The organism is Aequorivita sp. IT1183 (genome assembly GCF_058068265.1).
This window is the reverse complement of the sequence record NZ_JBYRHS010000003.1, coordinates 474,105-488,442: the sequence shown is the minus strand read 5'-3', so window position 1 is coordinate 488,442 and position 14,338 is coordinate 474,105. Positions and strand designations below refer to the sequence as shown.

Annotated in this window: 18 protein-coding genes; 14 read left to right on the top strand and 4 right to left on the bottom strand. The window is 36.4% G+C overall.

What is annotated here, in order from left to right; genetic code table 11:
* Window positions 1-6 precede the first annotated feature (6 nt).
* From AC3RVF_RS07870 to AC3RVF_RS07860, 3 genes are read left to right on the top strand one after another with little or no spacing between them, the layout of a single operon-like run.
* Complete coding sequence (locus tag AC3RVF_RS07870) at window positions 7-750, top strand: rhomboid family intramembrane serine protease (RefSeq protein WP_489689483.1); 744 nt, start codon at window positions 7-9, stop codon at window positions 748-750.
* A 2-nt stretch (window positions 751-752) separates the two neighbouring features.
* Window positions 753-1,628, top strand: coding sequence for a rhomboid family intramembrane serine protease (locus tag AC3RVF_RS07865; RefSeq protein ID WP_489689484.1), 876 nt, complete (start codon window positions 753-755; stop codon window positions 1,626-1,628).
* A 3-nt stretch (window positions 1,629-1,631) separates the two neighbouring features.
* Window positions 1,632-2,648 (top strand): endonuclease/exonuclease/phosphatase family protein, encoded by a 1,017-nt coding sequence (locus AC3RVF_RS07860; protein ID WP_489689485.1) that lies wholly within the window; start codon window positions 1,632-1,634, stop codon window positions 2,646-2,648.
* A 7-nt stretch (window positions 2,649-2,655) separates the two neighbouring features.
* Here AC3RVF_RS07860 and AC3RVF_RS07855 read toward each other — a convergent pair whose 3' ends face one another.
* Window positions 2,656-3,291, bottom strand: a complete 636-nt coding sequence (locus tag AC3RVF_RS07855; protein ID WP_489689486.1) for a WbqC family protein — start codon at window positions 3,289-3,291, stop codon at window positions 2,656-2,658.
* Between the two features lie 193 nt (window positions 3,292-3,484).
* Between AC3RVF_RS07855 and udk the strand changes: the two genes are divergently transcribed.
* From udk to AC3RVF_RS07805, 10 genes are all read left to right on the top strand, one after another.
* Window positions 3,485-4,105, top strand: a complete 621-nt coding sequence (gene udk, locus AC3RVF_RS07850; protein WP_489689487.1) for a uridine kinase — start codon at window positions 3,485-3,487, stop codon at window positions 4,103-4,105.
* Window positions 4,102-4,434, top strand: a complete 333-nt coding sequence (locus AC3RVF_RS07845; RefSeq protein ID WP_489689488.1) for an FtsB family cell division protein — start codon at window positions 4,102-4,104, stop codon at window positions 4,432-4,434. Before udk ends, AC3RVF_RS07845 begins: the two co-directional genes overlap by 4 nt.
* Window positions 4,431-5,822 carry a methylmalonyl-CoA mutase subunit beta gene (locus tag AC3RVF_RS07840; RefSeq protein WP_489689489.1) on the top strand — a complete coding sequence of 464 codons (1,392 nt, stop codon included), beginning with the start codon at window positions 4,431-4,433 and terminating at the stop codon, window positions 5,820-5,822. Before AC3RVF_RS07845 ends, AC3RVF_RS07840 begins: the two co-directional genes overlap by 4 nt.
* On the top strand, window positions 5,815-7,983 hold the full coding sequence (gene scpA / locus AC3RVF_RS07835) for a methylmalonyl-CoA mutase (RefSeq protein WP_489689490.1): 2,169 nt from the start codon (window positions 5,815-5,817) through the stop codon (window positions 7,981-7,983). Before AC3RVF_RS07840 ends, scpA begins: the two co-directional genes overlap by 8 nt.
* Window positions 7,984-7,997: 14 nt before the next feature.
* Window positions 7,998-9,107, top strand: a complete 1,110-nt coding sequence (locus tag AC3RVF_RS07830) for a TIGR02391 family protein (protein ID WP_489689491.1) — start codon at window positions 7,998-8,000, stop codon at window positions 9,105-9,107.
* Between the two features lie 90 nt (window positions 9,108-9,197).
* On the top strand, window positions 9,198-9,737 hold the full coding sequence (locus AC3RVF_RS07825; RefSeq protein WP_489689492.1) for a hypothetical protein: 540 nt from the start codon (window positions 9,198-9,200) through the stop codon (window positions 9,735-9,737).
* A 46-nt stretch (window positions 9,738-9,783) separates the two neighbouring features.
* Complete coding sequence (locus AC3RVF_RS07820; RefSeq protein WP_489689493.1) at window positions 9,784-10,371, top strand: hypothetical protein; 588 nt, start codon at window positions 9,784-9,786, stop codon at window positions 10,369-10,371.
* Between the two features lie 75 nt (window positions 10,372-10,446).
* Window positions 10,447-10,782, top strand: coding sequence for a type II toxin-antitoxin system RelE/ParE family toxin (locus AC3RVF_RS07815; RefSeq protein WP_489689494.1), 336 nt, complete (start codon window positions 10,447-10,449; stop codon window positions 10,780-10,782).
* Between the two features lie 4 nt (window positions 10,783-10,786).
* Window positions 10,787-11,086 (top strand): helix-turn-helix domain-containing protein, encoded by a 300-nt coding sequence (locus AC3RVF_RS07810; RefSeq protein ID WP_489689495.1) that lies wholly within the window; start codon window positions 10,787-10,789, stop codon window positions 11,084-11,086.
* 133 nt (window positions 11,087-11,219) lie between these two features.
* The gene (locus AC3RVF_RS07805; protein ID WP_489689496.1) at window positions 11,220-11,459 is read left to right on the top strand and encodes an acyl carrier protein; all 240 of its coding nucleotides are present in this window, start codon (window positions 11,220-11,222) and stop codon (window positions 11,457-11,459) included.
* A 179-nt stretch (window positions 11,460-11,638) separates the two neighbouring features.
* On the opposite strand, the gene AC3RVF_RS07800 is transcribed toward AC3RVF_RS07805, so the two are convergent.
* Window positions 11,639-12,025 carry a cupin domain-containing protein gene (locus AC3RVF_RS07800; RefSeq protein ID WP_489689497.1) on the bottom strand — a complete coding sequence of 129 codons (387 nt, stop codon included), beginning with the start codon at window positions 12,023-12,025 and terminating at the stop codon, window positions 11,639-11,641.
* 204 nt (window positions 12,026-12,229) lie between these two features.
* Complete coding sequence (locus tag AC3RVF_RS07795; RefSeq protein WP_489689498.1) at window positions 12,230-13,327, bottom strand: T9SS type A sorting domain-containing protein; 1,098 nt, start codon at window positions 13,325-13,327, stop codon at window positions 12,230-12,232.
* Between the two features lie 156 nt (window positions 13,328-13,483).
* Here AC3RVF_RS07795 and AC3RVF_RS07790 point away from each other — a divergent pair, with 156 nt between their 5' ends.
* Window positions 13,484-13,789 (top strand): DUF6122 family protein, encoded by a 306-nt coding sequence (locus AC3RVF_RS07790; protein ID WP_489689499.1) that lies wholly within the window; start codon window positions 13,484-13,486, stop codon window positions 13,787-13,789.
* A gap of 20 nt (window positions 13,790-13,809) precedes the next feature.
* Here the strand turns inward: AC3RVF_RS07790 and rlmH are convergent, their stop codons facing one another.
* Entirely contained in the window at window positions 13,810-14,283 is a 474-nt protein-coding gene (gene rlmH / locus AC3RVF_RS07785) for a 23S rRNA (pseudouridine(1915)-N(3))-methyltransferase RlmH (protein WP_489689500.1), read from the bottom strand.
* Between the last annotated feature and the right edge of the window lie 55 nt (window positions 14,284-14,338).

Genomic DNA, 14,338 nt, shown 5'->3' with positions numbered 1-14,338 from the left:
ATAAATATGGGAAAAATAACCGATACTATAAAATTTCTTTTAATACTGAATGTGATCTTTTATATAGGGTCATTTATAATTGGTGATTTATCAATAAAACTGTTTGCGCTTTATTACTTTGAAAACCCGAATTTTCAATATTGGCAGCCATTCACGCATATGTTTATGCATGACCCTACTTCCATATTTCACATACTTTTTAATATGTATGCGCTATGGGCTTTTGGTTCGCCATTGGAAATGCGCTGGGGACAGAAAAAGTTTTTGTTCTTTTACTTTTCTGCAGGTTTAGGGGCGGCAATAATACATACTTCGGTAAATTATTTTCACATTCATAGCGTTATGGATTCACTATTAGCAGGTGGGTGGAGTCAAGCTGAAATAATGAGCTATTTATCTGGTGGTAATGGAGGAAGTCAGGCTGTATTAGATACGGTTTCTATGGAAAGCATTCAGTCTATGGCTCAATCATACCATGGCGTGGCCTTAGGGGCTTCTGGCGCTGTTTATGGTATTTTGGTCGCTTTCGGTGTTATGTTCCCTAATGTGGAGCTAATGCTAATGTTTGTGCCGGTACCAATTAAAGCTAAATATTTCATTCCTGGTCTTATAGTTATGGATTTGGTTCTTGGAATTTCAGGTGCACAAACGGGCATTGCGCATTTTGCACATTTAGGTGGCGCGCTTTTCGGTTTTATAATGGCTTGGTACTGGAAAAAAAATAGTTTTAACGATCATCGCTGGAATTAACTATGGCTACTACTAATTTTTTAAATCAATATAAAACTGCCAACCTTTTGGTAAAGCTCATTGTTATCAATGTAGCTGTATTTTTGGCGGTCTATTTGGGATCCTTTATTTTAAGTACCAGCCCACAATACTTTTCGCGTTGGTTTGTGTTGAGCGATAATTTTGATACGCTATTGTTCCGTCCGTGGACTTTAATTACATACGGTTTTCTGCATTTTGGCTTTCTACACACACTGTTTAATATGGTCTGGCTTTATTGGTTTGGGCAAATAGTTATAAATCTATTCACGGGGAAACGATTGTTAACGGTCTATTTACTGGGAGCCCTTTTTGGTGGGTTACTATTTGTAATAGCTTACAATCTATTTCCTGCTTTTGCAGAAAGTCGCGGTTTTCTAATTGGCGCTTCTGGCGCAGTAACAGCTATCATGGTTTTTATTGCTACCTATACACCAAATACTGAAGTGCGTATTTTCACTTTTACAATAAAGTTGTGGCATATTGCGCTTTTTCTATTTCTTTTCGACTTGGTTAGAATTCCTACTTCTGGTAATGCTGGTGGGTTGATGGCGCACGTTGGTGGTGCGATCTTCGGTTATATTTATGCAATTCAGCTGGCAAAAGGGAACGATATAGGCAAGTGGTTTGAAAATATTTTGGATTGGGTTGCGAATCTTTTTAAGTCGCAAAAGAATAATCCATTCAAAAAAGTACATCGCACAACACATGCTACTTCAAAGCGTTCTAAGACAAAAGAGGCAAAATCTGGTCATCAAAAAAAGGTGGATGGTATTTTAGACAAAATTGGTAAAAGTGGCTATGAAAGTCTTACAAAGGAAGAAAAGGACTTTCTTTTTAAGGCTGGAAAAGAAGATTAACCTATGCGGAAATTTTTCAATAAGATGATTTACTGGGGCAATTTGCTCGCGGCTACTCTTTTGTTGATATCCTTTATTCTGCCGTATTTACCACCAAAAACCTTTCCCACACTATCGCTGCTTAGCTTGATAGTTTCGTTGCTAATAATTGTGAATATCATTTTCGCAATTTACTGGGCAGTTCAGTTTCGAAGGAGGTTTTTCGTATCGTTTACCGTACTTATATTTTCCTACTTTTACTTTAATGTATTTTACGAAGTATCTTCTGAAGGTGATGCGTCTCAGTACGAAAATTCATTAAGTGTTCTTTCCTATAACGTTCGTCTATTTAATGCCTACGAAAAAGATCCCGATACTGATGCGGCCCAAATATTTTCTGAAATATTAGCTGAACAAAACCCAGACATTGTTTGCTTACAAGAGTTTTATAAAGCGAATAAAATCGATTTTTCGAGGTATCCGCATCAATACATTCACTTTAAATCTGAAAAGGCAAAACTTGGCCATGCCATATTTTCTAAATATCCGCTAGTGAATACTGGAGCCTTCGACTTTAAAGATACTTACAACAATACCCTTTATGCCGATGTTGTAAAAGGAAAAGACACTATTCGTATTTACAGTGTCCACTTGCAGTCGCTCGGTATTATTCCGCGCGTAAGTTTTTTACAAGAAAGTGATAACGATAAACTTAGAAAACGTCTTTCACGAGGCTTTGGAAAGCAACAGTTTCAAGTGGAATCTATTTTAGAGCATAAACAAAATACTTCGAACCCCGTTTTAATCTGTGGTGATTTCAACAATACGCCATTTTCGTATATCTACCGAAAATTGAATGGCCCGATGAAAGATGCTTTTCGCGAACGCGGAAATGGGTTAGGAACTACCTTCAAATTTGAAAAATTTCCAATGCGAATAGATTATATTTTAGCTTCCGAAGATTTAGAAGTTTTATCATTCGAAACTTTAACAAAAACCTTTTCAGATCACTACGCAGTGCGTGCTACCATTGGTTGGTAATCTATTTTTAAACTTCAGTTTGGGAAACTAGTTTTTGGCTTTCCAAATAATTTAATGCATTCGGGCCTTCGTTAAAAAGTAAATCTAAAACCGAAAGATTTGGCAAAAACGGATGATTTGCTTCGTGTACTTGGGTATATGCTTCGGTGTTAAAAGGTGAATTTCTTTTGGCATTAACTAAAATGCGGAGATCCATTATTTCAGGAGTTGTTTCGAATATTGTTGTTTTTGAAACTTCCACTTCAATGCCGATAAGTTCACAGAGCAAATCGAAGATTTTAAGATTGTGCTCCATTAAATTTCCAACGGGTTCTGTAAATAATAATTTTAAATCGTCTTCGTAATACTCAAAAAATGGTGAAGTGCGGTATGCGCTTTGCAGGCTTCTCCAGTGGTGTTCCTGCCACGGAAAATCATTTTCAACCATCACATCTTTCGATTTTTGGCGCTTTCCGTTTTTATTGTGTTTTATAGGAATATTTAAAAGTAACTTTCCGTTGCTATGCGCAATAAATGCACGGTTTCGATAGGTTTGTTTTTGGTAATTATCTTCAACCTCAAAAACCACTTTTCCAGCTTGCGCCACGGCTGCCATTTGTTCAATGGACGGAAAATAGGAGGGATGTAGCAGTATTGTTTTCATTCAAATTTTAAAGACTTCAAAAATAGCGAAAAAGAAAAAGGAGGAGTGAATAAAGATAAAAGAAAAGAAAAATCTAAATTGAAGTCGCTAAGTTGAGTTTGGGGTAAATTTCTCAAAACTTATAAATTCATCGACTCATAAACTACCTTATAAACTATAAACCTTTTATTACATTTGTATAAACTTTAAAACTATGCTCATAATTGGCATCGCTGGCGGAACTGGGAGCGGAAAAACAACTGTTGTAGACCAAATTGTGGAAGAACTTCCCGTTGACGAAGTGTGTGTTATTTCGCAGGATTCCTACTATCACGATACGAGTCATCTCTCTATTGAAGAACGCAAAAAAATAAATTTTGACCATCCAAAAGCAATCGATTTCGATTTGTTGGTGAGTCATTTAAAAGAATTGCGAAACGGCAACGCATTTGAGCAGCCTGTATATTCGTTTGTAGAGCACAATAGAACCGGTGAAACTGTTACCACTTTCCCGAAAAAAGTTATTATTGTTGAAGGTATTTTAATACTAGCGCATCCCGATATTCGAGAAATGTTCGATATTAAAATATTTGTTCACGCAGATAGCGATGAACGACTTATACGACGATTAAAACGCGACATTGCCACCCGTGGCCGCGATTTGGAAGAGGTTTTAAATAGGTACCAAACCACGCTAAAACCAATGCACCAACAGTTCATTGAGCCAACCAAAGAATTCGCAGATATAATTATTCCCACAAATAGATACAATAGCGTTGCTGTTAACGTAATTAGAAGTATTATTCACCAAAAAATAAGTTACTCTGAACTGTGAAACTGTCTAAAATAAAAAAGAACAAATGGCTTAGATTTATAAGCAATAAATACGTGCTTATTGTAATGCTATTTATTGTTTGGATGATTTTTTTTGATGCCAATTCATTTTTAATTCATCACGAATTAGATAATGAAATCAATGGTTTGGAGGACAATGCTGAATTTTATCAAAAGGAAATAAATAATGATAAAGTTTTCATCCAAAAAATGGAGGACAGTAACCAGATGGAAAAGTTTGCGCGCGAAAAATATTACCTGAAAAGAGAAAACGAAGATATTTATATTATTGAACACGAAGACAGCATCAAAAAAGAAGAAAAACGATGAGTAAATTTTTATTTGAGGACTTTGATGAAGTTTCCGCGAAACAATGGAAACAGCAAATTCAGGTCGATTTAAAAGGTGCAGACTACAACGAAACTTTAGTTTGGCAAAGTCCGGAAGGCATCAATGTAAAACCGTTTTATCATCAAGATAATTTTACGGAAGATTTTCAGCTTATTCCCGGGCAGCCGAAGTCTTGGAAAATAGCCCAAAAAATCTTTATTGATGATGAAAAGATAGCCAACAAAATTGCTTTGGATTCTTTAAGCAGAGGCGCAGAGGCGCTAATATTTACAGCGGCGGAAGATTTTGATACGAAGATTGTTTTTAAAGATTTTACCTATAAAGACGTTTCAATTTATTTCAATCTAACATTTCTTTCTGAAGTGTTTTACAACAAACTCATCCAGTTTTTTTCTTCTAAAAAAGCGACTGTTTATTACAATATAGATGTAATAGGAAATCTAGCTCGCACCGGAAATTGGTTTCATAATTTAAATAGAGACCATGAACTTTTAGAAAGTGTTTTTCAAAAAAACAGTTCTGAAAATTTACTTTCGGTAGATACAACTTTGTACCAAAACGCAGGTGCAAATATGGTGCAACAATTGGCTTATGCTTTAGCGCATGCTAATGAATACTTAAATCATTTCGTTTCGGAGGAGTCGCCATTGAGTGATGCCGATAGGAGTGAAATACAAATGACCTTCCAAGTTGCATCCGGCCCAAACTACTTTTTCGAAATAGCGAAAATCCGCGCACTTCGCAAATTATACGCAACTTTAGCAAAGGAATACGGCGTTAAAGAAAGCTGCCACATAATTGCTACACCTTCAAAAAGAAACAAAACACTTTACGATTACAATGTAAATTTACTGCGAAGTACCACCGAATGTATGAGTGCCATTTTGGGTGGCGCAGACTCAGTTTGCAATTTACCCTACGATGCGCTTTATCATAAAAGCAACGAATTTGGCGAACGCATCTCTCGTAATCAATTATTGATTTTAAAGCACGAAAGCTATTTTGATGCTGTAAGCAATCCCGCAGATGGCACGTATTATATTGAAAGTCTAACGGAAGAGCTTGCCGAAAAAGCGCTGCAACTTTTAAAAGAAATAGAAAAAGGCGGCGGTTTTCTTCAGCAATTAAAAGACGGAAATATTCAGAAAAAAATAAAGGAAAGCGCCGAAAAGGAACAACAACTATTTGATAGCGGCGAACTTAAATTGTTAGGAACCAATTATCATCCTAATAAAAATGACCGAATGAAAGACGATCTGAAACTTTTTCCTTTCGTAAAACACAACCCTGTAAAAACTTTAATCACTCCAATCATTGAAAAACGCTTGGCAGAAAATGTTGAACAGCAAAGAATAAGCAATGAGTAGAAAAGATTTACAACATATAGAATTAAAGACGGGAGACGGGAGACTGAAGACGGAAGCAAATACAACCTTGCACCCTGAAACAAGCGACCAAAAACCTGAAGCTTTTTCTACGGCCGAGAATATTGAGCTAAAGAAAAGTTATAGTAAAGACGATATAGAAAATCTTCAACACTTAAATTTCGTTGCGGGAATTGCGCCAAACCTTCGCGGTCCGTATTCCACAATGTATGTGCGCCGTCCGTGGACTATTCGCCAATATGCGGGTTTTTCGACGGCAGAAGATAGTAATGCTTTTTACAGAAGAAACCTTGCCGCAGGTCAGAAAGGCCTTTCCGTGGCTTTCGATCTTGCCACGCATCGCGGGTACGACAGCGACCACGAAAGGGTAGAAGGCGATGTTGGGAAAGCAGGTGTAGCGATTGATAGCGTTGAGGATATGAAAATTCTTTTCGACCTAATTCCGCTGGATAAGATGAGCGTTTCCATGACGATGAACGGGGCCGTGCTTCCCATTCTGGCTTTTTATATAGTTGCTGCGGAAGAGCAGGGAGTTTCACCAAAAGACTTAGCGGGAACTATTCAAAACGATATTCTAAAGGAATTCATGGTGCGGAATACATACATCTATCCACCCACGCCATCGATGAAAATTATTAGCGATATTTTTGAATACACTTCCAAAAATATGCCCAAGTACAACAGTATTTCCATCTCTGGTTACCATATGCAGGAAGCTGGAGCTACAGCAGATATAGAGCTTGCGTACACGCTTGCCGACGGTTTGGAATACATTCGCACCGGAATTAAAGCGGGAATGGACATAGATACGTTTGCGCCGCGATTATCCTTCTTTTGGGCAATTGGCTTGAACCATTTTATGGAAATCGCAAAAATGCGCGCTGCCAGAATGCTGTGGGCAAAAATTGTAAAACAGTTTAATCCAAAAAGCGATAAATCACTTTCGCTACGTACCCACTGCCAAACCAGTGGTTGGAGTCTTACGGAGCAAGATCCGTTTAATAACGTGGCACGAACTACCATTGAAGCAGCTGCAGCAGTTTTCGGGGGAACCCAATCTTTGCACACAAATGCTTTAGATGAAGCCATTGCTTTGCCAACAGATTTTTCTGCGCGAATTGCTAGAAATACACAGATATTTCTTCAAACTGAAACCCAAATCACCAAAACGGTTGATCCTTGGGCAGGTAGTTATTACGTAGAAAAACTTACCAACGAAATCGCAGACAAAGCTTGGGCGCTTATTGAAGAAGTTGAAGAACTGGGCGGAATGACCAAAGCTATTGAAGCTGGGATTCCTAAACTTCGCATTGAAGAAGCCTCGGCTAGAAAGCAAGCGCGAATTGATAGCGGACAAGATATAATTGTAGGCGTAAACAAGTATCGCCTCGCTAAAGAAGACCCGCTGCAAATTCTTGATGTGGACAATCAAAAAGTGCGCACCTCGCAGATTGAAAGACTAAACCAAATAAAAGCGACGCGCGATACCAAAAAGGTAGAAAGTGCTTTAGCAGATATAACCGAATGTGCAAAGACAGGTCGGGGAAATTTATTAGCTTTAGCCGTAGAAGCTGCCCGTCACAGGGCGACACTTGGCGAAATCTCTACCGCAATGGAAAAGGAATTCGGCAGATATAAAGCACAAATTAGATCTTTTAGCGGCGTGTATAGTAAAGAAATTAAGAAAGACGAAAGTTTTGAAAAAGCAAGACAACTAGCAGACCAGTTCGCAGAATTGGAAGGCCGCCGTCCACGTATTATGATTGCCAAAATGGGTCAAGACGGTCACGACCGCGGCGCCAAAGTAGTAGCTACAGGCTATGCCGACGTAGGTTTTGATGTAGACATTGGTCCATTGTTCCAAACGCCTGCCGAAGCTGCCAAACAGGCTGTGGAAAACGACGTACACATTCTTGGTGTTTCGTCTCTTGCTGCAGGCCACAAAACTTTAGTGCCACAAGTAATTGAAGCCCTAAAAAAGTACGGCCGCGAAGATATAATGGTCATCGTAGGCGGTGTTATACCACACCAAGATTACCAATACCTTTTTGATGCTGGAGCCGTGGCAGTTTATGGCCCAGGAACCCGTATTAGCGATGCCGCTATTGAAATGTTGGGGGTTTTAATTGCGGGGGTAAGTTAAAACTTATTTCAAATATGGAAAATTTAAAAGAGCATTTAGAAGAACGACTCTGGAACGTTATTAAGAGAAATTATATTGCAGAAAGCTATAATAATGCAATTCTGGATGCAATACAATTCATTGGAGATGTTATTAGGGAAAAATCAGGGCTAGATAACGATGGTAATCAGTTAATTGGAAATGCCTTTGGAGGTAATAATCCTAAAATAAAAATAAATAAACTAAATACTGAATCTGAAAAAAATATTCAAAAAGGAATAGAGAGTATTCTTCGGGGAATTTATTCAGCCTATAGGAACCCGAGAACTCATTCATCTATCGAAGATACCGAAATTGAGGCTTTTGAAATAATTATTTTCATAAATCATTTATTGAAAATTATTGACGTTTCAAAGGGTAAATTTTCAGCAGACATATTTTTAAAACGTGTTTTTGATAGCGATTTTGTTCCTAGTCAAAAATATGCTGATTTGTTAGTAAAAGATATTCCGAGTAATAAATTTCACGAAGTAGCAATTGAAGTTTTCAATAAAAAAAATATAGGTAAAATTCATAATATAAAATATGTTTGGAGAAGTCTTGTAAAAAAACTAAAAAAAGAAGAACTAGAAGAACTTTTTGAATTGGTATCTGAAGAATTACGTTTTACTGAATCATTATCAAATGTTACAAAGTGTATTGCTTTATTTAAGAAAGATTGGGAAAAAATAGATGAGGATGCTAGATATAGAGCAGAACATAAAATTATAAAAACACTGGAAAGAGCAGAAATTGGACCAAATGAAAAAACAAATGAATATGGCTCTTATGCTTCGTGGCTAACCGAAATATTAAATAAATCGCTATTAAAAAATGAAATCGCAAAGAAATTACTTGAAGCACTTAAATCGAGAGATGAAGCACGGCAAGAATTTGTTTTACAATTTTTTGGAAATTATTTAGAAGAATTAGAAGAAGAATTATTTTTCGGAGAAAATTTTCAGGATATATTCAAGTTAGAATTATTAAATGGAAATGTTTTAATTTATAATTGGATTCTTGAAAATTATGGTGAAGACAGTGACTTTAAGGACGAACTAATATCTTTTGTGGCAGAATATCCCGAAGATAATCTTCCTTTTTGATCCAAGCTCGCGTACGTTTGCAATGTGTCCCGCAAAAAACATGAATTTAACTATCCAAGGCCTGTTAATATACTTAACCTAAACAAGCAAATGAAAATCTTCGTTCTTTTGATATTTTTCATTCAGCTTTCAATGTATTCTCAATACTCAGCGGAGTATAAAACTTTGGTTGAAAAAATTAGCGCTCCAAGAGATTCAATTAAAGTTGAGCATAAATATAAAGATGGCAAAATAAAAGACTCAGGCTGGCAAATATATTATACCGTAAACAACCGAGAATATTCATTTCTAACCGGGAAACATTATCTCTATTTTAAAGGCGGTCAATGGAATGAAACCGATTATGATGCTTTTGGGAATATAATGCTTCACAGAGGTTTTGATTCAGAGGGGAATGTGCTTTATGAAGATAAAAGAAAATACATTTCTACCACAGCATTAAGTGCTTATGAGTTTCTTGAATCTGATAAACACCTTAGGTTCGTTAGTGATATAAAACGTTATTTATTTTCAAACAAGCTTTGCAAATACTACTTAAAAAAGGAAGGTGAAATTACTAACGGTAGAAAGAGTGGGGTGTGGAGAACTTACTACCCGGATGGAAAGCTTAAAAAAGAAAAAGTATATTGAAAGTATACTTCCGCGCTAGTTAACCTTTGCAACATAATATTTTTTAATGACCAAACCAGACCATTCTAAAACAATCAACATATTGATGTTTATTGCGTTGTTGTTAGTTTGCGGTGCATTTGGTCTTTTTATAATATTAAATTGGAAATACATTTCAAACCCAGATGTCCATTTTAGAAATGTTTTTTCGGAAGCTATTTTCGCATACAGTAGAGAAGATTCTGCAATAATGCGCTATTGGGGATTTTATTATCCTTGGGTCGTTATATGTTTTCTGATTTATTTGCAATCTGTAATGATGATCTATTTATTGATAAAGAAAAATTTAGGCATTTCCCGCAACCATTGGATAGTTTTAATATGTGTTCTCATTGTATTTCTGTTTTTGCCAACAATCCTTGAATATCTTGCAGATTTATTACAATCTAAAATTTTGAACAATTTAGAATTTGATGTTAGTGATTTTATTACTGCTGGGCTAATGATTCTTACAGTGGTTATCTTCATTATTTCAATAATACTGTTCTTCTTAAAAAGGTTTAAAAGTTATAGACAATTTTTAGCGCTCAGTTTTTTTACTGTTGTAATGAATTTGGTTTTCACATATTCTTTTATGGAACTGTTTTTTGATTAAGCGCCTGCAACTTTAGAAAATCAAAAAAAATCTAAATTATTTGGAAAATGTTATCCTTTAAGATAACTTTACCGAATGGTTAGAACCATAATTTTTTACGAAAATCATTTTCTCGAATTCTATAAAAAGTTGGATCATAAAGCAAAAGCGAAGATTCAATATGTTTTTGAGTTAATAAAACAAGTGGATCAGGTACCTTCAAAGTTCTTAAAACATTTATCAGGAACCGATGGACTTTATGAAATCCGGATAGAATACCAATCAAACATATACAGGGTTTTTTGTTGTTTTGACGAAGGCAAATTGGTTGTCCTTTTCAATGGGTTTCAGAAAAAGTCACAGAAAATACCGAAATCTGAACTTGAAAAAGCAGTGCGATTATGGAGAGAATATTTTGAAAGCAAAATTTAAAACTATGAAGGATTATAAAAACATAAAAACATTCGATGAGTTAACTGAGTTAGAACATGGAAAAATTGGTTCTGAAAGCCGTAACAAGTATGAAGAAGGCGCTCAAATGTTTATTGTTAGTGAAATGCTAAAGGCGGCTCGAAAGGAAGCAAACCTTACACAGGAACAACTCGCAGAAAAAGCTGGGACTAAAAAAAGTTATATTTCAAAACTGGAAAACGGAAAAGGAAATATCCAACTTTCTACCTTAATACGAATATTTGAACAGGGATTAAATAGAAAGATTGGACTTACGTTTATATAAATTTTTCCCCGATATTCTTCATAATTATAAAACTCGAATATATTAAGAAGGCAATTATGGTAAAGAAATTATGACGTAAAAATAATGCCAGCGAAAAGGAGAAAAGTATCGTAAAACTTAAGCAATAAAAATTATGGATAAAGACGAAATATTTCAATTAATTATTGACATCTCAACGGAGGTAATACCAGAATTAGAAGGTAAAGACATCCCTATAACCGATTCACTAAAGGATTGGGGAGCAAATTCTATAGACCGTGCCGAAATCGTGATGATGACTTTGGAGAGCTTATCTTTAGATATCCCAATGGTGGAGCTTGCTACTACCAGAAATATTGAGGAATTAGTAGATAGAATACACGCTAGATTATAGACCTTGCAAGCGAGTATCCAAATTATTAGTAAAGCAGATTTACAGTCTCTCAATCCCTGCAAGCACGTGCGGCCCGCTAGTGTTTAGAAAGTTCAAAATTTTAAAAGTAAAAGAGGCTTTCAAAAAGGGCAACAGTTTCCCCCTCTTAGGTATGCAGTGTATTTCAAAACACGGCAATTTTACCCTTTGGTCATATCAATCATATGGTTAATTACAGGTGTATGCTGCTGCTGAGGGCTAAACATCACAATTTCAGCATCTGCATTTACCTTTACATTGTGACCTGAAGGCCAGTAAAATAGTTCTTGGGCATTTACTTGCTCTTCAATACCCTTTGCATCCGTAGTGGTAATTTGACCACTTATAAGAAATCCCCAATGCGGACACTGGCATAAATTACCTTCAAGCCCGATAAATAATGGCGTTGTATCTACACCCGCAGAAAGACTAAAATACTCGGCACTTATTTTTCCCAGGCCTGTGGCATCTCCAAAATTGGTTTTCTGCCTAATAATTGCCCCCGGAATTTCTAATTTCACTTCAATGTCATCTTTTGCTACTTTCATAATAGTTTTCTTTTGTTAGGCAGGATAGTCGCATCCCTGGAGAAAAACATTTGTAGCATTTTTATTTTAGAAGAAAATTACATAACTGCCTAAACAATTGTTCCGCTCTAAGTAGAAAGGTAGTGTAAAAACACTCATTTTGAGTGCTTTACGAATTATTAATTTAGGGTACTGCTTACCTTAGCCCGAATGAAACCTTGGTACTTAATTCCTAACAATCTTCAAAGTCTCATTTCCTACCCGAACATAATAAATTCCTTTAGAAAGATTTGAAAAGTCAATCTGCTTTTCGTTTTGGGTAAGTTCACCTGAAAGTAATCGTTGCCCGAGTGCAGAATATACTTCAAAATGTGCTGTATTGGTGGTGTTAACTGTTACAAAGTCTTGTGTTGGGTTTGGATATACGCTTACATCAAAATTATTTTCAGTTATACCCAGCACCGACTCACACTCAAAACTAGATTCAACTTTAGAAGCTGCAGGAGGATTAACCAACAGTGATTCAGTTAATAACGGACAATAGCAGTTATTTTCATCTACATATAATTTAAGCCACGAAAGTGCAATTTTACCCACAGCACCGTTACCACCGTTTGGTGTGTTTGCAACTGAATGGTTTCCGTTAGCAACTTCAAAAAGAAGTTTATTGGTTGTATTAGGAGTAACGTTATAATGAATATCTGCGTGCTGCGCGGGAGGAGCGGTAGGATCATTTTCACCACTAAAAATTAGCACAGGACTGTCGTGATTTAAGATTGGGTTTGGTAACCACGGACACAAAGCAACTACGCCTTTTATCGTATTGTCTAAAACTGCTGCACGCTGTGCTCCGCCGCCGCCCATTGACCATCCGCTAACTGCAAATTTATCTACATCAAGTTGGTTTTCTAACGGAGAGGAGGTTCGCGTATTTTCTTGTCGCATAGTTTCTAAAGCATCAATAAGCGCTATTGCTCTAGTTTCTGGATTATCAAATAGTGAATTGGTTCCAATAATTATAGTAACTATTCCATGAGAAGCATAAAAAGGACCCCATTCTGCAACACTTGAAGGCAGTGCTGTAAACCCGGGAACAATGGCGATACTCATAAAAGGAGGCGTGGCATTTGTGGGATAATATACGGTTGCGCCTGCATAATCTGGACCATTTCTAAGGCCATCTGCTTCGGTAAGTGTGGCAACATCGTACGGTCCAGGATTTGTTAAGCTCTCAATTGTTACATCGTCGCACTGCGCGAATATAATATTAGGTGCAAATGAAGTGGCTAAAAATAAAAGAGCTACTGCGTATATTTTTTTCATATGTATTCCTTTAATAAGTATTTCTATGTTGAAAAATAATCTTTTTAAAAATCTTAGCAAAATATATATTTCGAGCAACTTTTTGTGTTATTATACACTTCTTCTGAAACAATTTTCTAATCACTGATTCCCTATCTTTGCGCAAAAATTTACTCAATGTTGCAATCCTTGGTACATTATACGCTGCATCTATTAGTCCCTGGGCTAATCGCGTATGTTTTCTTTAGGAAAGAATGGAAAAAAGCTTGGCTCATTATGCTGGCCACAATGCTGGTAGATGTAGATCATCTTTTTGCCTCCCCCATTTTTGATGCTGGCCGTTGTAGTATTAATTTTCACCCGTTGCACACTTATTGGGCAATGGCTGTGTATATAGTTTTATTGTTCTTCAAAAAGACCAGAATCATCGCCGTAGGATTGTTATTCCATATGCTAACAGACTTTATAGACTGTCAGTGGTAATTTCGATTTATTTTGTTGCTCTACCGATGATGATACGGTTCGTTCCGTAGAATTGTATAACCTCTATAAAGTTGTTCAATAAAGAAAAGCCGAACCATTTGGTGCGAAAAGGTCATGGATGAGAGGGATACCTTTCCGTTAGCACGGTCATAAACCGCGTCACTAAAGCCATACGGGCCTCCAATTACGAAGATGAGGTTTCTTAGTCCGCTGTTCATTTTCTTTTGTAGAAACTTCGAAAAGCCTTCCGAAGTAATAGTTTCTCCTTTTTCATCGAGAAGTATTAATACATCGGGAGTGGAAGTTCGTCTTAAAATTTCTTCACCTTCAGCTTGCTTTTGTTGCGATTCCGAAAGATTTTTAGCGTTTTTTATATCTGGAATAATTTCCATTTCAAACGAAATATAAAACCCCAACCGCCTGGTATATTCATCCATCAGGGTTTGCAGTTGTTTATTATCGGTTTTGCCTATTGCGAGTAGTGTAATTTTCATTGCATTTTATTTCAAAATTCAAAAATACAAAGATAAATTACTATAATTTTAAATT